At 60.6% G+C, this 16,707-nt stretch carries 12 protein-coding genes; 2 read left to right on the forward strand and 10 right to left on the reverse strand.

Annotated elements, in window-relative coordinates:
- Nucleotides 1-2: 2 nt before the first annotated feature.
- From xdhB to ABDK74_RS06670, 7 genes are all read right to left on the reverse strand, one after another.
- Complete coding sequence (gene xdhB, locus ABDK74_RS06640; protein WP_346003201.1) at nt 3-2,318, reverse strand: xanthine dehydrogenase molybdopterin binding subunit; 2,316 nt, start codon at nt 2,316-2,318, stop codon at nt 3-5.
- A complete protein-coding gene (xdhA, locus tag ABDK74_RS06645) occupies nt 2,311-3,771 on the reverse strand; it encodes a xanthine dehydrogenase small subunit (RefSeq protein ID WP_346003202.1) in 1,461 nt (486 codons plus the stop codon). The genes xdhB and xdhA overlap by 8 nt, the downstream gene beginning before the upstream one ends.
- Before the next feature lie 103 nt (nt 3,772-3,874).
- Nucleotides 3,875-4,807: an ABC transporter ATP-binding protein gene (locus ABDK74_RS06650; RefSeq protein WP_346003203.1), complete on the reverse strand. Its 933-nt coding sequence runs from the start codon at nt 4,805-4,807 to the stop codon at nt 3,875-3,877.
- Nucleotides 4,804-5,757: an ABC transporter ATP-binding protein gene (locus tag ABDK74_RS06655; RefSeq protein WP_346003204.1), complete on the reverse strand. Its 954-nt coding sequence runs from the start codon at nt 5,755-5,757 to the stop codon at nt 4,804-4,806. Before ABDK74_RS06655 ends, ABDK74_RS06650 begins: the two co-directional genes overlap by 4 nt.
- Complete coding sequence (locus ABDK74_RS06660; protein WP_346003205.1) at nt 5,747-6,730, reverse strand: ABC transporter permease; 984 nt, start codon at nt 6,728-6,730, stop codon at nt 5,747-5,749. Before ABDK74_RS06660 ends, ABDK74_RS06655 begins: the two co-directional genes overlap by 11 nt.
- A complete protein-coding gene (locus ABDK74_RS06665) occupies nt 6,727-7,710 on the reverse strand; it encodes an ABC transporter permease (protein WP_408874472.1) in 984 nt (327 codons plus the stop codon). The genes ABDK74_RS06660 and ABDK74_RS06665 overlap by 4 nt, the downstream gene beginning before the upstream one ends.
- A gap of 68 nt (nt 7,711-7,778) precedes the next feature.
- On the reverse strand, nt 7,779-7,976 hold the full coding sequence (locus ABDK74_RS06670; RefSeq protein WP_062029912.1) for a hypothetical protein: 198 nt from the start codon (nt 7,974-7,976) through the stop codon (nt 7,779-7,781).
- A gap of 322 nt (nt 7,977-8,298) precedes the next feature.
- On the opposite strand from ABDK74_RS06670, the gene cysK reads away from it, so the two are divergent.
- Nucleotides 8,299-9,294 (forward strand): cysteine synthase A, encoded by a 996-nt coding sequence (gene cysK / locus ABDK74_RS06675; RefSeq protein ID WP_194253740.1) that lies wholly within the window; start codon nt 8,299-8,301, stop codon nt 9,292-9,294.
- A gap of 122 nt (nt 9,295-9,416) precedes the next feature.
- Nucleotides 9,417-10,085 carry an alpha/beta hydrolase gene (locus tag ABDK74_RS06680; protein WP_346003206.1) on the forward strand — a complete coding sequence of 223 codons (669 nt, stop codon included), beginning with the start codon at nt 9,417-9,419 and terminating at the stop codon, nt 10,083-10,085.
- 17 nt (nt 10,086-10,102) lie between these two features.
- On the opposite strand, the gene ABDK74_RS06685 is transcribed toward ABDK74_RS06680, so the two are convergent.
- The 3 genes from ABDK74_RS06685 to ABDK74_RS06695 form a co-directional block, all read right to left on the reverse strand.
- A complete protein-coding gene (locus ABDK74_RS06685; protein ID WP_346003207.1) occupies nt 10,103-12,478 on the reverse strand; it encodes a heavy metal translocating P-type ATPase in 2,376 nt (791 codons plus the stop codon).
- 65 nt (nt 12,479-12,543) lie between these two features.
- Nucleotides 12,544-14,262: an ABC transporter ATP-binding protein/permease gene (locus ABDK74_RS06690; RefSeq protein ID WP_346003208.1), complete on the reverse strand. Its 1,719-nt coding sequence runs from the start codon at nt 14,260-14,262 to the stop codon at nt 12,544-12,546.
- Nucleotides 14,249-16,600 carry a TonB-dependent siderophore receptor gene (locus ABDK74_RS06695; protein ID WP_346003209.1) on the reverse strand — a complete coding sequence of 784 codons (2,352 nt, stop codon included), beginning with the start codon at nt 16,598-16,600 and terminating at the stop codon, nt 14,249-14,251. The genes ABDK74_RS06690 and ABDK74_RS06695 overlap by 14 nt, the downstream gene beginning before the upstream one ends.
- Between the last annotated feature and the right edge of the window lie 107 nt (nt 16,601-16,707).

The following is a 16,707-nucleotide window of genomic DNA, read 5'->3' on the forward strand; positions in this document are numbered from 1 at the left end:
GGTCAGCCTGCCCGACCCTGCAACGCCATCAGGGTTTTCAGAACCCGCTCGGGCGTGGCGGGCGCATCCAGCTTCGGGCAGGTCCGGTAGTCGTCCAGACTGGCAATAGCGTCCGAAATGGCCTGCAAAACCGCAACCCCATGCACGAAAGGCGGCTCTCCCACGGCCTTGGAACGGAAGATCGTTTCCTCCCGGTTCGGCGCGTTTTCCAACAGCTCCACATTGAAAATCCGGGGCCGATCCGAACAGGCCGGAATCTTATAGGTGCTGGGCGCATGGGTCCGCAGACGCCCCGCTCCGTCCCAGACCAGCTCCTCCGTCGTCAGCCAGCCCGCGCCCTGCACAAAGCCGCCTTCAATCTGCCCGATATCAATGGCCGGGTTCAGGGACTGCCCGGCATCATGCAGGATATCCACGCGATCAATGCTGTGCTCTCCCGTCAGCAAATCAACCGACACTTCCGCACAGGCCGCGCCATAGGCGAAATAAAAGAACGGTCGCCCGCGCCCGGTCTCGGGATTCCAGGAAATCTTCGGCGTCTTGTAAAACCCGTTCGACGACAGCGACACCCGCGCGAAGTAGGCCTGCCAGGCAAGATGCTGGAAGGTCATGACCTCCGCGCCAACATGCACGCCATCAACCCGGAAATGGATATCTTCCGCCGCCACGCTCCATTTTTCAGCGGCGAATGTCATCATCCGGCTCTTGATCTTCCGCACAGCGTCCAGCACCGCCATGCCGTTCAGATCCGCCCCCGAAGACGCTGCCGTGGCGGACGTGTTCGGCACTTTCCCGGTCGTGGTGGCAGTAATGCGGACGCGATCCGCCGTCAGACCGAATTCACGCAGGACGATCTGCACCATCTTGGTGTGCAACCCCTGCCCCATTTCCGTCCCGCCGTGGTTCACCTGAACCGAGCCGTCCGTATAGACATGCACCAGCGCACCGGCCTGATTGTAATGCGTGGCCGTAAACGAAATCCCAAACTTCACCGGCGTCAGCGCGATCCCGCGACGGATGATGCGGCTGGTGCGATTGAACGCCCGGATCTCGGCTTTTCGCGCCTGATAATCGCATCGCTCGACCAGCTTCGTCAGGATCTCGGCCGTAATCGAGTCCTCAACCGTCATGTGATATGGCGTGAGATTGCGCGTCCCGGTTCCATAAACATTGCGCAGTCGGACCGCCACGGGATCAAGTCCGGTCGCAAACGCGACTTCCTCAATCACGCGCTCCGCCGCGACAATGCCCTGCGGCCCGCCAAACCCGCGATAGGCCGTATTGGACTGGGTATTAGTCCGCAAAGGCTCGGATTTCAGCCGCACATCGGGACAGAAATAGGCGTTGTCGGCGTGAAACAGCGCCCGATCCGTCACCGGACCAGACAGATCCGCCGCCCAACCGCACCGCGCGGCCAGAACCATATCCACGGCCAGAATATCGCCCTCATCGGTGAAGCCGACATTATAGTCGATCAGGAAGTCATGCCGCTTTCCGGTCGCCATCATGTCATCATCGCGATCCAGACGCGCCTTGACCGCCTGCCCCGTCCGGTCAGCGGCGATGGCAGCCAGACAGGCCCAGGCATTGGCCTGTGTCTCCTTGCCACCGAACGCGCCGCCCATCCGTCGCACTTCCGTCGTGACCAGATGATGCGGCCGCCCGAGCACGGCGGCCACCAGATGCTGCGTCTCGGACGGATGCTGCGTGGACGACCAGACGCGCATTTCTCCGGCCTCTCCGGGCTGGGCGAGCGCGGCCTGCCCTTCCAGATAGAAATGCTCCTGCCCGCCAATTTCAATCTGCCCCGACAGGCGACGCGGCGCGGCCTTCAGACCACGCTCCACATCCCCGCGCTGCATGGTCAGGGAGCGCCAGACCATCGCGCTGCCATTATCCCGCGCCTGCGCAATGTTCAGGATCGCGGGCTTTTCCTCGTATTCAATCTTCGCCAACCGCACGGCCTGCCGCGCTGCCTGACGCGAGGTCGCCACCACGGCGAACATCGTCTGCCCCCAGAAATGGACATGATCCGTCGCCAGAAGCGGCTCGTCTTCCCGATGGACCGGGCTGATCTGGTTCTCGCCCGGCACATCATCCGCCGTTAGCACGCACACAACACCCGGCGCGGCGCGCACGGCGTCCAGATCCATCGATACGATCCGCGCATGAGCCTTCGTGCTCAGCCCCGGCACGAGATGCAGCGTGCCGCGCGGCTCCGGCAGATCATCAATATACGCCGCCTGCCCCGTCACATGCAGCAGCGCGCTTTCGTGCTTCATACTGGTGGACGCAGCGCCCGGAACGAGATCAGACATGCGCCAGCCCTCCCGTCCGGGCGAGACGCGCCTGTTTGCTTCCTGTCGTTTCCTCAAAGAACCGCGTCAGCAGATTGGCAGCGACGGTCTGCCGGTACCACGCACTCGCCCGCATATCGGTCAGCGGCGCGAAATCTTCCAGAACCGCCGTTCGCGCTGCCTCAAGCGCCTCTTCATCCCAGATCCGCCCAAGCAGCGTCGCTTCCGCGCCCGACGCACGCTTCGGCGTGGCCGCCATGCCGCCATAGGCCAGCCGGACCGTAGTTATCCGGCCCTGATCGTCCGTCTCGATCATGAAAGCGCCCAGAACGGCGGAAATATCCTGATCGAAGCGTTTGGAAATCTTGTAGGCGCGGAACTGCGCACTCGGCGCGGGCTCAGGAATGCTCAGAGCCTCCACGAACTCGCCGAGCCGCCGGTCCTGCTTTCCGTAAGCAATGAAATAGTCTTCCAGCGCGATACACCGGCGCTCGGAACCGCGCCGGAGATGCAGCGTCGCATTGGCCGCAATGAACATCGGCGGTCCATCCCCGATCGGGGAGCCATTGGCGATATTCCCGCAAATCGTGGCACTGTTCCGCACCTGCGTAGAGCCCAGACGTCGGATCATTTCCCCCGCATCCGGCAGCAGCGCCGCAATGGTCGGGCGCGCGTCCTGATACGTCACCGCAGCCCCGATCCGCAGTCCCTCCGGCGTTCTGCTCAAAGCCCGCAGTTCCGGAACCCGCCCGATCGGCACGACATGCTTCAGACGCCGCATCCCCTTTGTCACCCACAGCCCCACATCCGTGGCACCCGCAACAATCGTCGCCTCCGGATCGGCCAACAAAATCTCCGCCAGATCATCCACGGACGCCGGAATGCTAAGCATACCCTCCGGCCCTTCAAGCCGCACGCTCTCACCGCCCTGCAACACGGTCAGACGGTCGGCAATAGCCTCCACCTGTGCGTCAAAACGGTCCGGACCGGCCAGCATCGCCTGCTTCATCGCCCGCACGATGGGCGCATAGCCGGTGCAGCGACACAGATTTCCGGCCAGTGCATCATCAATGGCCTGATCGTCCGCCGTGGCCCCTTCGGTCTTGCGATAAGCCGCCATCGACATGACGAAACCCGGGGTGCAGAACCCGCACTGCGAGCCATGCTGCTCGACCATGGCCGTCTGCACAGGATGCGGCGCATCAGCCGTTCCCAAATCTTCGATCGTAAAGACCTGAGCACCGTCCAGCATACTGACGAACTGGATGCAAGCATTGACCGCCCGCCAGTTTAACCGACCGTCCTCCAGTCGGACGACCAGCACCGTACACGCTCCGCAATCGCCCTCATTGCAGCCTTCCTTGGTGCCAGTCCGGCCACGCTCGCGCAGCCAGTCCAGCAGGGTCAGCGTCGGGGAGATTTCCCTGAGCGTGCAGAGGTCTTCTCCCAGATAAAAACGGACAGTCTGGCGCATCGGGCGGGATCTCAGGCAAAAATACGAGGGGACGTGCAGACTTCTGTGCCCCACGGCAGGCGTTGCCGTCTATATCCAAGATCGGAACGAAGCGTTGCCTTTTCTAGAGCAGGAGGTAATGACAGGCGACCGTCCGGCCTTCCGCGATCCTGTGTAATTCCGGGCGCTCCTGCGAACAGCGCGGCTGGGCGAGCGGACAGCGCGTATGAAATGCACAGCCCTGCGGCGGATGGATCGGGCTCGGCACGTCGCCTTTGAGCGGCGGCGGCAAGGGCCGGTCTGGACGCGGCACCGCGTTCAGCAACGCCCGCGTATAAGGATGGGCCGAGGCTTCCAGAACCGCCAGCACGTCCCCTTCCTCCACGATCCGCCCCAGATACATAACGGCAATCCGGTCCGCCATTTGCCGCACGACTGCCAGATCATGGGAAATGAACACGCACGCCACACCCAGTGAATTGCGCAATTCCCGCAGCAGATTCACGATCTGCGCCTGCACCGACACGTCCAGCGCGGATGTCGGTTCATCCGCCACCAACAGCTCCGGCCCCAGCATCAACGCGCGTGCAATGTTCAGACGCTGCCGCTGCCCACCCGAAAACTCATGGGGATACCGGGACAGAACGGACGAAGACAGGCCAACCTGCTCCAGCAGCGTCGCGATCCGCTCCGCGATGCCAGCCCGCCCATGAATCCGCATTGGTTCCGCCAGCGTATCGCCGATGGTGCGGCGCGGGTTGAACGTCGAGGACGAGTCCTGAAACACCATCTGCATCCTCGGCCGCCAGCGCCTCAGAGCGCGATCCGACAGACCAGAAATCCGCTCGCCCTCAAAGAACACCTCGCCCGAACTCGGCGCTCCAAGCCCGATCAGCGTCCGACCCAGCGTGGACTTGCCACAGCCGGACTCTCCGACAAGCGCAAGCGCCTCTCCGCGATGCACGGCCAGCGACACATCGCTCACAGCCCGCAAGGTTTCACCACGCGCGAGACGATAGTGTTTGCTGAGGTTTTTCGCTTCAAGAAGAATGGTCATGCGTCGTACAGCACGCAGGCCACGTGCCGCCCTTCTTCCGGTTCACGCAACGCAGGACGCACGGCACAGTCCGGTCGCACGAAGCGGCAGCGCGGCGCGAAAACACAGCCTTCCGGCCGCAAATCCGGAGCCGGCGGACGCCCCGGAATGGTGGGCAGCGCATCTGGCCTCGGGCCATCCAGCGGCGGGATCGCCTCCAGCAACGCCTGCGTATAAGGATGCAGCGGTCGCGCCATCACCGCCGCAACCGGCCCCTGCTCCACAACAAGCCCCGAATAGACAACCGCCACATGCGTGCAGGTCTGCGCCACGACGCCCATATCGTGCGTAATCAGCATCACACCCGCTCCGCTGTCGCGGATTTCGCACAGCAACGTCAGGATCTGCGCCTGCACCGTGACATCGAGCGCCGTGGTCGGCTCGTCTGCGATCAGAAGCGACGGACCACAGGACAGCGCCATCGCGATCATGGCGCGCTGGCGCAGACCGCCGGAAAGCTGGTGCGGATAGCGCTTCGCCGCAGATTCCGGATCGGGCATCCCCATCCGCCCCAGCAGAGCCACGGTCCGCGCGCGGGCCTTACGACGACTGACACGCTCATGCAGGCGGATCTGTTCATCAATCTGCGCGCCAATGGAACGGACCGGCAGGAACGCCGTCATCGGGTCCTGAAAGATCATGGCCATGCCCGCACCACGCAGACGCCGCCACTCCCGATCCTTCATCCCTAGAAGTTCGCGGCCCTCGAAACGGACGGAGCCCGAAGCCTTCAGACCCGGCAGCAGCCCCATGACGCTCATGGCCGTCAGGCTCTTCCCCGATCCAGATTCTCCCACCACGCCCAGCGCATCCCCGCGCCGCACAGTAAGGGAGACGTCTTCCAACAGTGCTGTTCCGTTCGGCAGTTCCAGATGCAGGTGACGCAGCTTCAGAAGCACTTCAGCGTCCATGCCGCCCCTCCCTGATCCGCGGGTCCAGCAGCGCATAGAGTCCGTCCACCAGCGCATTGGCGATGACGACGAAAACAGCGGCATACATGACCGTCGCCATGATGAGCGGCAGGTCGAGTGTCGCCAGCGCCTGATAGGTCAGCCGTCCCACGCCCGGCAGGGCGAACACGACTTCCGTCAGAAGCGCACCGCCCCCCAGAAGCTGCGCGAAATCCAGCCCGAACAGCGACACATAACTCAGCCAGGACAGCCGCAGACCATGCCACAGCCATATCCGCACCGGCCCTGCCCCCTTGGCGCGCGCCGTGCGGATGGAATCTTCGCCCATGGCGGTCAGCAGTTCGGAACGCAGGACCCGCGCATAAAGGCCGATGAAGGAGACGGCCAGCGTCAGGGATGGCAGAAACAACGCCTTTGCCCAACCGAACGGGCTTTGCGAAAACGGCACATATCCCAGCGGCGGCACCCAGCGGAACAGAAACGTGTCATGCCAGCGGCTCTGCGTGACGAGATTGATAACCTCGCCCAGCCAGAACACCGGCATGGACAGTCCAATCAGCCCAAGAACCATCAACAACCGATCCACCCAGCTATCGCGCAACACGGCCGAGGCAATCCCGAACACCAGCGACCCGCTGACCCAGAAAAACGCAGCCCACAGCACGAGCGAGAGCGTCACCGGGGCCGCCTGCAACACTTCGGGCACAACGCGCTGCCCGTGATTAACAAAAGACGTCAGATCCCGGCTCACGAACAGCTTCTGCATCATCGTCACATACTGCACCGGCAGCGGACGATCGAAACCATACTCCGCCCGGATGCGCGCCACGACCTGCGGACTGGCTCCCCGCCCTGCAATCCGCGCCGTTGGGTCCGCACCCGGTGTCGCAAAGAAAATGCAGAATACCAGAACGGAAATCCCAAAAATGACCAGCAGCATCTGCCCGGTTCGGGAGGCGAAACTCCGGATCATCGGGCCGTACCTTTCGGATCGATCTGATCCCGCAGCGCATTACCCAGAACATTCAGCGCCAGAACGGTCAGGACGATCGCAACACCCGGAGCAATCGCCACCGCAGGGCGCGTATAAAGCAGCCCTTCGCCATCCTGAATGATCGTCCCCCATGATGCTGCCGGAGCCTGCACACCGAGCGACAGGAACGACAGAGCGGATTCAGCGAGCATGCACAACGCCATCACCAGAGGCGCGAGCACGGCCATGGTCGGCATCAGTCCCGGCAGGATCTCCCGCCACAGAATGCGGAAATCTGACGCGCCCATCCCCCGAGCCGCCATCACAAAACCCGCCTGCGACAGACTCAGCGCCCGCGCCCGAAAAGGCCGGGCCGCATAGGGCACATAAACCAGTGCAATAATCCCGATTGGAATCAGCAGATTGTCCGCGCCGATGGTGATGAACCCGAGCCGGATGCCATGCCCGACCGTGACGACGGACAGTGAAATCGCAAACAGATAAACCGGAATGGCCCAGAGCATGTCCAGAATGCGCGACAGGATCAGGTCGATCCAGCCCCCAAAATATCCCGCGCAAATCCCGAGGCACGCCGCCAGACACAGACAGAACAGTGCGGAGGACGAGGCAATCAGGAGCGAATTGCGCCCTCCATAAAGCACACGCGCCGCCACATCCCGCCCCTGCGAATCCGCGCCCAGAACATAAGGCCCCGGTCGCCAGTCCGGCCCAATCGGGCTGAGACCCAGATGCAGCGGATTGTCATTCGGCTGCATCAGATCGACGCGCTGTCCATTACGGACAGTCGTGCCCGCAATATCGGACGAGAACGGATCGACCCCATTCAGCGTGGCGTAAAGCGGGGCAGACAGACAGGAGACAATAATGAACGCCAAAAGCAGGGCCGCAAAAGCACCGTCACGACGTGTCAGAACAGCGCGGGCAATCCGCCGGTAACTTCCTTCCACGCCTGCTCCCATTCGTTCCGGTTTGTATTGTTTCCTGTTCTACAGCACGAAACCACCCGGACAGAAGAGACTCTTCGCAATCAGGCGAGATCGAGGGCCGGTTTGCGCACATGCAGACGAATGCGCTGCTGGAGCGTCCCCAGATCTGGAAGGAGTTCATTATGGAGCGCGCGCACGCTGTCATGCGCGGCATAAAAGCGCCGCTTTCCGCTGCTGCTGACCAGAATGGCCGCGCCGAGAAAAACACCGTTGATTTCGATGATGGTTGAACCAAGCATGATGCCGGACCCTGAAGAAAGAGCCCGACAATCCTGTGTCGGGCGTTATGACATGCCGGAGGCAAATGCCTCCGGACCTGAAAAGAGGCAGCGCGATTGCTGCGAGCTACACATTCGACACATCATCGACCGACCGGCCCTGTTGTTGTGGACGTCACTTTAGAATGTCGCATACGACATCCGGACAGACATCGTCAATATATAACGCATGAATATGATGTGATATCAATAAATACGTTTTAATTAAGTTATTTATATGTTGTCATTGTCCCCCTCATTTACCGTCTGCCCTTCCCCCCGTTTTCCATGTTAAGTGGGAATCATGAGCAAGAAGGTTCCGTTGTCCCCCGCCCCGTTCGAGGGTTATGCAGCCCCCCGGGGACGCGTTTTCAACTCTTTCCTGGAAACGGTAGGAGGCACCCCGCTGGTCGCGCTGCCTCACCTGACCCAGCGTGAGCATCTCAACGGGCGATTGCTCCTCAAACTGGAATTTTTCAATCCGCTCGGCTCCGTCAAGGACCGCATCGGTGTGGCCATGCTGCGGGATGCCGAAACGCGCGGCCTGATCACGCCGGGCCGTACGGTCCTGATTGAACCAACCTCGGGCAATACCGGTATTTCGCTGGCTTTCGCAGCCGTGGCGCTGGGCTACCGGCTGATCGTAACCATGCCGGAAAATGCCTCGACCGAACGCCGCAAGATGCTGCGCCTGATGGGTGCGGAAACCGAACTGACCTCTGCATCCCGCGGCATGGCCGGTGCGATCGAACGCGCCGAGCAGCTCAACAGCACCCTTCCCGACGCCTGGATGCCGAGCCAGTTCGAAAACGACGCTAATCCCGCCGTGCATGAACAGACGACAGCGCAGGAAATCTGGGAAGATACGGCGGGCAAGGTCGATATGGTCGTGGCCGGTCTGGGAACGGGCGGCACGGCCTCCGGCATTGCCCACGGTCTGAAAAAACATCGCAAATCCATCAAGATTTACGGCGTGGAACCGCGTGAAAGCGCGGTCCTGCACGGGGACGAGCCCGGCCCACACGGCATTCAGGGCATCGGACCGGGCTTCGAGCCCGATACGCTGGACCTCAAGGCGCTGGACGGCGTGTTCGAAGTCTCCGAACAGGAAGCCGTCGCAACCGCCCGCCTTTGCGCCGCCGTCGAAGGTATTCCCATCGGGATTTCGTCAGGGGCTGCGCTGTTTGCCGGAATGGAACTGGCCCGCAAACCATCCAGTCGCGGTAAAACAATCGTGGCCATCGTGCCGTCCTTCGCGGAACGCTATCTCTCCACACAGCTTTTCGACGGGCTCTCCTGAAGCCCATAAAATAACTTTTTAATAAAGTTATTTTATTTAATATCCATATATGTTCGTTATTAACTCAAATCCTGTTCCGGTCTCTTGTAAAAGAGTCGGGAGGGCTGAGAGGAGATAACGTCATGAACCTGTTTTCTGGCCGTCCCACATCTTTCGATCCTGCCTGGGCCACACATAATCTCTCCGAAACAGCACAGCCCCGCATCGCCAGAGCATTCCGCACTCTCGGACAACAGGTCGACCTGCTTCTGGTGCCGGGCCTGTTCGGCTCGGGTCCGGATCACTGGCAATCGCATTGGGAACAGGCCTATGGTCTGCGCCGCCTGCGCCAGAAGGACTGGGAAACACCCAATCCAGCAGACTGGGAAGCCGCGCTGACGGAAGCTATCGAAGCCTCAACACGCCCGACTTTCCTGATTGCGCACAGTCTCGGCTCGGTGCTGACGGCAAAATGGCTGACACGACATGGAGGACGGCGCGTTGCCGGAGCCTTTCTGGTCGCCCCGGCCGATATCGACCAGACGACCCATCCGGATGTTGCCCTCATCCGGGCGTTTGGTCCCCTTCCCGGAACGCCTCTTCCCGCCGCCACAGCCATCATGGCCAGCAGCAACGATCCCTGGCTGTCCCTGCCCCGCGCACGCGAACTGGCCAGACACTGGCAATCGGATTTTCTGGAAGCGGGCGCCGTGGGCCATATCGGCAGCAGCGAGCCACTGGGCCTGTGGGAACATGGCGCAACAGCCATGCTCGATTTCGCCAGAAGGCGGCTGCCGCTCCGGGTCCAGTAACTCCGGAGCAGAGGGCCTCAAACCTGACGGCCGAAAGGTCTCCAGCGGTTGAGCAGCAGGGAATTGCTGACGACCGAGACGGAACTCATGGCCATGGCCGCCCCCGCCACGATTGGGTTCAACATGCCGAACGCCGCCAGCGGCAGACCCAGAATGTTGTAAATAAAGGCGAAAAACAGGTTCTGCCGGATCTTGGACAGAGTGGCGCTGGATAGGGAGATTGCATCCAGCACCCCGGTCATTTCGCTTTTCATCAACACGACATCCGCCGTATCGAGTGCCACGGCAGACCCCGCACCGATGGCAAACCCAACATCAGCCGCCGCCAGTGCAGGCGCATCGTTGATGCCATCCCCCACCATGCCGACCAGATCGCCCTGCGCGCGGTATTTCGCCACGCCCTCAGCCTTATGCTCCGGCAGAACCCCCGCCAGATATTCATCCACACCGACCTGCCGGGCCACCACAGACGCCGCGCGTTCATTATCTCCCGTCAGCATCACCACGCGGATGCCACGCGCTTTCAGAGCCTTCACTGTCGCCACGGCATCCGACCGCAGTTCATCCGCCAGGGCGATGACCCCAAGAACCTGCCCGGCGCACGCCACGGCAATAACGGTGTTGCCTTCGCTTTCCAACGCGGCAACCGGTAGGGACAACAGGTCCAGACCGCTTTCCCGCATGAATGCTGGTGAGCCCAGCCGGGCTTCCTGACCGTCGATCCGGCCAATCACGCCCTTGCCGGGAACAGCCTCAAAATCTTCTGCTGCAACAGACGCGCTTACACCATTACTCTGCGTGTAATCCACGATGGCGCGTGCCAGCGGGTGCTCCGAGTTATGCTCCAGCGCCTGCGCAACGCCCAGAAGCCTATCCAACAGAACCCCATTCGCCGGATGAATGGCGGCAACAGCGGGACTCCCCTGCGTCAGGGTGCCGGTCTTGTCGACAATGATGGTTTTCAGCTTCTCGGCCCTCTCCAGCGCATCAGCGTTGCGGAACAGAATGCCGGACTGCGCGCCCCGTCCCGTCCCCACCATGATGGCCGTAGGCGTGGCAAGACCGAGCGAACACGGGCAGGCAATAACCAGAACAGACACCGCCGAAACAAGGCTCCAGACCGCAGACCCGGTAACGACCCAACCGATCAGGAATGTCAGACCCGCAATCCCGATAACCGCAGGCACGAAAATACCCGACACACGATCGGCTAGACGCTGCACATTCGCTTTGGAACCCTGCGCCTGCTCGACCATTTTCACGATCCGCGCCAGTGCGGTATCCGCGCCAACTCCGGTGGCCCTGACACGCAGCGCCCCATTGGCGTTCATGGTGCCGCCGAACACATCCTGTCCGACTTCTTTGAGAACCGGCGCGCTCTCACCCGTCAGCATGGACTCGTTGACTTCGGACGCGCCTTCAAGGACCTCTCCGTCCACCGGCACACTCTCACCAGGCCGCACGACGAAAATATCGCCGACATGCATGTCAGCGACGGCCCGATCCACGATCGCGCCGTCACGCTCGACATGCGCAATCTGCGGCTGAAGCTGCAGCAGGTTCTCGATCCCGGCGCCGGTGCGGTTCTTGGCCCGCGTTTCCATGAGCTTGCCGAGCGAAATTAGCGTGATGATGGAGGCGCTGGCTTCGAAATAAACATGCTGATGCAGCCCGAACACCACAACAACCGCACTGAACAGCCACGCGATGGACGTGCCCAGCACGACCAGCACATCCATATTGGCCGAACCGCCGCGCACCGCATTCCACGCCCTGCGATACAGATGCGCCCCGCAGACGAACTGCACGATCGTGGCGAACAGGAACTGCACCGGAACCGGTACGATCATACGCCCGAAGAACATGCCGATCATCTCGGCAAAAAGCGGCAGCGAGAGAACAAGCGTCAGGATGAACCGGTTGCGCTCCCGCTTCCAGATCGCCGCACGTTTGGCCTTCGGATCTTCGCGCTCCCCCTCGTCCAGCCGCGTTGCGCCAAATCCGGCCTTCTCGATCTTCCCGATCAGATCAGCCGGTTCGACCACGCCCGGGATATAATTGATATGCGCCCGCTCGGCCGCAAAATTTACACTGGCCTGCACGGAAGGCTGCCGGTTCAGGATCTTTTCGATCCGCGCCGCACAGGCCGCACAGGTCATGCCCGACAGCGACAGATCAAGGCTCTGTTCGTCCACGGAAAAGCCCGCACGCCGCACGGCAGCCACAACGCTTTCGATGGAAGACGCCGTATTTTCAAAAGCGACCTGCGCGCGCTCGGAGGCAAAATTGACGGTCGCGCTGACGCCCTCCTGACGGTTGAGGACTTTTTCGATCCGCGCGGCACAGGCTGCGCAGGTCATGCCGCCGATGGGGAAACTGATCGTTTCTGACATCTGGAAGAGGTCCTGTCGGCTAGGGGGACGAGAAGGAATCTCCGTAAGGACTATACCCCATACCCCTATTTTTCAAGTAAAGAAAAAGCAGCTTTTCCACTCCCGAGAACAATCTCGCGATCATGAAAAACACGCAGCGCATCATGATGTGCCACGCTGATGCATGTGGTGTGGGGCAAAAAGAAAAGAAGGGCCTCGTAAAGACGGCGCTCATTGGCGTCATCCAGCGCAGACGTCGCTTCGTCCAGAAACAGGATCGCAGGCCGGAACAGCAACGCCCGCGCCACGGCCAGACGCTGCTGCTCGCCCGGAGAAAGCACCGCGCCCCAGTCCGCAATCTCGTCCAGCCGATGGCTGTATCCCGCCAAATTGACGGCTTCCAGAGCCTGCTGGCAGGAGGCGGTGTCGTAGTGATCGGATGTCGCGGGATAGCTCAGCGCCTCACGCAGTGTCCCGGACGGAACATAGCTGCGCTGGGGCAAAAACATGGCCTGTCGGATGTTGAAAGAGACCTCCCCCCGCCCGTGACGCCACAGCCCGGCCAGCGCCCGCAGGAACGTGCTTTTCCCCGAACCGGACGGCCCGCGAACCAGCCAGCGTTCGCCAGCCTGCATCGTCAGATCACCAATCTGCACAATCGGCTTTCCATCCGGCAGGTTCAGAACCAGATCCCGGATCTGCACCGAAGACGTTTCGGTGGCGAAACGAACAATTCTGCTTTGAGAAGGCTGGCTGACAACCCGCTCGAACTCGCCCAGACGCTGAAGCACTGAGCGCAGGGTGGCCAGATCGGCATAGTTGAAAATGAACCATTCCAGACTGATCCGGACCTGCGTATAGGCCGAATTGATCTGCGAATAGAGCCCGAAGCTCAGGGCATGGGCCATGGCTTTTGGAGCCAACATCAGCCACAGCGGTATCGTTGCGACTCCGGTATAGAACTCGCTGATGAAATTAACCCGCCACGTATATCGCACAACGCTGCGCCAGTTCATGGCGATATGGATCAGATAACCGGACAGTCGCAACTGCTCGGCATTTTCGCCCCCATAAAAGGCGATCTGCTCCGAATTACGCCGAACATCCATCAGCCCGGCACGCAGATCGGCATCGAAATGCTGCTGCCGGTAATTCGCGCCGATCAACGGCGCGCCGAACCGCTCCAGTATCCCGGAAGCCAAAAGGGACGTGAGAACCGCGCCAAGAAAAAGATAGCCGGGGATCTGGATGTGATGGTCATGCCAGTCAAAAGACAATACCCCCCCGATGTTCCACAGAACAACCGCGAAAGACAGCAGCGTGGTCACCGCATCAATGGCGTCCAGACCCAGCTTGAGTGTCTGGACCGTCATCTGGGACAGGTCGTCCGCAATACGCTGGTCGGGGTTGTCCGCCCGGTTGGGGCCATGTTCGAGCCGGTAATACGCCTCTTCCGACAGATACTGCCGCAGATAGACCTTCGTGTTCCACAGACGCCAGCGCATCGAGAGAACCTGCGTCAGATAGGTCTGCGTCGCATGTACCACGACAGAACCGAGCGTCACTAGAAGATAGAACGGCAACATCCCCAGACACCGCCCGACCTCTCCTGCAAAGAACGCATCAAAAAACCGATGATACCATGCCCCGAACCAGACGGCGGACTGAACGTAGAGCACGGACAGCCCGATGGTCCCGCCCAAAAGAGACCAGGCCCACCACTTCTCTTCGGACCTCCAGTAAGGAAAGAGAACTTTCCAGTCCGCAAGGGAATGTGGCGGGGTGGCGTCGTCAGTAGTTTGCACGAAGTGTGGCCACGAAGCTGCGCGGAGCGGCGGGGAAATTGAACTGCCACTGACCGCTGGCACGCTCGTAATAATACCGATTGGTCAGGTTTGTTGCGTTAAGCTGAAGCCGCAGGTGGCGGTTGAACCGATACCCCGCCATGGCATCCAGAGTCATGTAACCGCCCTGAATGGTCGTGGCGTAACTGCCGCGCAGATTGCTGTTCGCATCAATCCCCGCCCCCACGTTCAGACCTTTGAGAAAGCCATCCTGCACATTGTAATGCACCCAGGATTTGAACATGTGATGCGGCGAGAAAACACCCCCGAAATCATTGACCTTCGCATTCGAAACCTTCGTGTCCAGATAGGTATAACCGATGGACACATCCAGCCCCGGCAGGATCTGACCATCGACCTGCGCCTCCCATCCCTGACGACGGATCGGGCCGGTCGTGATGTAGAACTGCGAGTGATACGGGTCCTGCACAGGCTGGTTGATGCTTTCCATCCGAAACAGCGCGGATGAAAGGTTCAGGCGACCGCGGAAATATTCCGCTTTGAACCCGGTCTCGACCTGATTGCCTTCCTGTGGCGCAAGACCGCCCCCACCATAGGTCTGCCTGCCGACAGCCGGCGTGAAAATGCTGGCATAGCTGGCATACCAGGAGATGTTCGGCGTGATCTGGTAAACCGTACCCAGATAGGGCGTGAGTTGTCCGCGCAAATCGGCCTGATTGATCCACTCCCCCTTTGGCGCAGGAGAAATTTTCTGGAGCTTCTCGTAATAACGCGAGACACGTCCACCCAGAATCAAGGACAAATGCCGGATCACCTCCAGCCGGAGCTGACCATAGAACCCCCACTGATACGCATAGTCGTCCGTCCCGTATCCGTTCTTATTCTGTATGTAATCAAAGCAGCTTGCCGGAGGCTGGGGAACGGTATTGGTATTTTCGAGGCTGATATTATTGTAAATATTGTTGCAGTTCACGTTCGCATACTGCGTGATCTGCTCGTAGGAATTGTAGTTGAACCCGAACAGCGCGTGATGCGTCCTGTTGAGCAGCTTGAAACTGCCCTGCGCATAAACATCGGCGGAACGGGACGTGTTGGAGCCTTTATATTTGGAGATACCCTGATCCCGGTACTGAAGCGTTCCGGTCGCAGGATTCATTTTGTTCCAGGGCTCGTTGTAGAAAGTATTGTAGTCCTGATCATAGAACGTAGCGCGCGCCGTCGCCGTCCAATCGCCCCAGAGCTTCTGGGTAATGGACGCAATCGTCTGCTGCGTCATGTAGTTCGAATACCCCCAGCTCTGGCTCGGGTTCGCATCCCGGCTGCCAGACCATAGGGTATTGGCCGTGGTCAGCGGCAGACCATAATAAGGCGCCGTAATATCCTGCTGCTGAGCGGCATGAGAGACCAGGAATGTTGTCGTGGGCGTGACATCCCACTCCAGCGCGCCATAGGCCTGCCATTTGCGCGAATGGGAATATTTGTAGAAAAAATGATTGTCCTGATACAGATCCGCTGTCCGGAAACGCACAGTTTTTGAACGGTTCAGCGGGATGGTGATATCCGTGTCCACCCGATAATCGTCGAAACTGCCCACGCTGGCCGATCCACCAGCGGCGAAGTCCATACCGGGTTTCTTCGTCACCTGATTAACCACTCCGCCCGCACCGCCCCCGCCCTGCAATAAGCCGGAGGAGCCACGAAGCACCTCGATCCTGTCATACATCGACAGGTCGAAGGCCGCATTATTCAGCGTCCCGGCAGCGTTGGGCGTTCCATCAATGGACGTCGTGAGCTGGTATCCGCGTGAATAATAATTGGCATTGGCCGTCGAGCCGGGAAGCACGCGGATGCCGTTAATCTGACGCATCGCATCTGCCATCGTCAGCATGTTGGAATCTTCCATGCGCTGCTGCGTGATGACCGAAATGGATTGCGGCACATCCTTGAGCGCCACGGGGCTTTTCCCCCACACTTCAACGGCGGGTGCCGTATAGGTGTGATTGCTGCCCAGAACCTGAATATTTTCCTCTGCCGCAGCCTCCAGATCCTCGGAAGAACGAGACGCGCCTGCGGCAGACGCTGGAGCAGAGACCGTAGCAGGGGCCTTCGCAGACTGCACCAAAGGCTTGTCGGCGCGTCGCGATACTCCGCAATGCACAGGACGCGCCGCCTTGTGGGTAGCATGGCAAACAGACGGATGGTTTCTGGTACGCTCTACAACCGTATCAGCCAGCGCCGCAGGGCATGCGCCCGCCATCAGGCTGCCCCAGATCAGGGCGTGGTGGGAAATGGCGGAAAAGCCGAGCCGACGGCGAACTGAAATGCCATGCTGTGTCATAATGTCTGTCCTAAAGAGACATACCAGCCCCATGCAACAGCCCGTTCCACGAAAAACATCGTGTCACGGCATGAGACTGGCAATGAGACGCTCCTGCGCAGAAGGAA

The sequence above is a fragment of the Gluconobacter sp. OJB genome, assembly GCF_039638275.1.
Lineage (GTDB): Bacteria > Pseudomonadota > Alphaproteobacteria > Acetobacterales > Acetobacteraceae > Gluconobacter > Gluconobacter cerevisiae.

What these genes read in the sequence shown, in the direction of transcription:
- xdhB (WP_346003201.1), bottom strand. Translation starts at nt 2,318, where the DNA reads ATGTCTGATCTCGTTCCGGGCGCTGCGTCCACCAGTATGAAGCACGAA.
- xdhA (WP_346003202.1), bottom strand. Translation starts at nt 3,771, where the DNA reads ATGCGCCAGACTGTCCGTTTTTATCTGGGAGAAGACCTCTGCACGCTC.
- ABDK74_RS06650 (WP_346003203.1), bottom strand. Translation starts at nt 4,807, where the DNA reads ATGACCATTCTTCTTGAAGCGAAAAACCTCAGCAAACACTATCGTCTC.
- ABDK74_RS06655 (WP_346003204.1), bottom strand. Translation starts at nt 5,757, where the DNA reads ATGGACGCTGAAGTGCTTCTGAAGCTGCGTCACCTGCATCTGGAACTG.
- ABDK74_RS06660 (WP_346003205.1), bottom strand. Translation starts at nt 6,730, where the DNA reads ATGATCCGGAGTTTCGCCTCCCGAACCGGGCAGATGCTGCTGGTCATT.
- ABDK74_RS06665 (WP_408874472.1), bottom strand. Translation starts at nt 7,710, where the DNA reads ATGGGAGCAGGCGTGGAAGGAAGTTACCGGCGGATTGCCCGCGCTGTT.
- ABDK74_RS06670 (WP_062029912.1), bottom strand. Translation starts at nt 7,976, where the DNA reads ATGCTTGGTTCAACCATCATCGAAATCAACGGTGTTTTTCTCGGCGCG.
- cysK (WP_194253740.1), top strand. Translation starts at nt 8,299, where the DNA reads ATGAGCAAGAAGGTTCCGTTGTCCCCCGCCCCGTTCGAGGGTTATGCA.
- ABDK74_RS06680 (WP_346003206.1), top strand. Translation starts at nt 9,417, where the DNA reads ATGAACCTGTTTTCTGGCCGTCCCACATCTTTCGATCCTGCCTGGGCC.
- ABDK74_RS06685 (WP_346003207.1), bottom strand. Translation starts at nt 12,478, where the DNA reads ATGTCAGAAACGATCAGTTTCCCCATCGGCGGCATGACCTGCGCAGCC.
- ABDK74_RS06695 (WP_346003209.1), bottom strand. Translation starts at nt 16,600, where the DNA reads ATGACACAGCATGGCATTTCAGTTCGCCGTCGGCTCGGCTTTTCCGCC.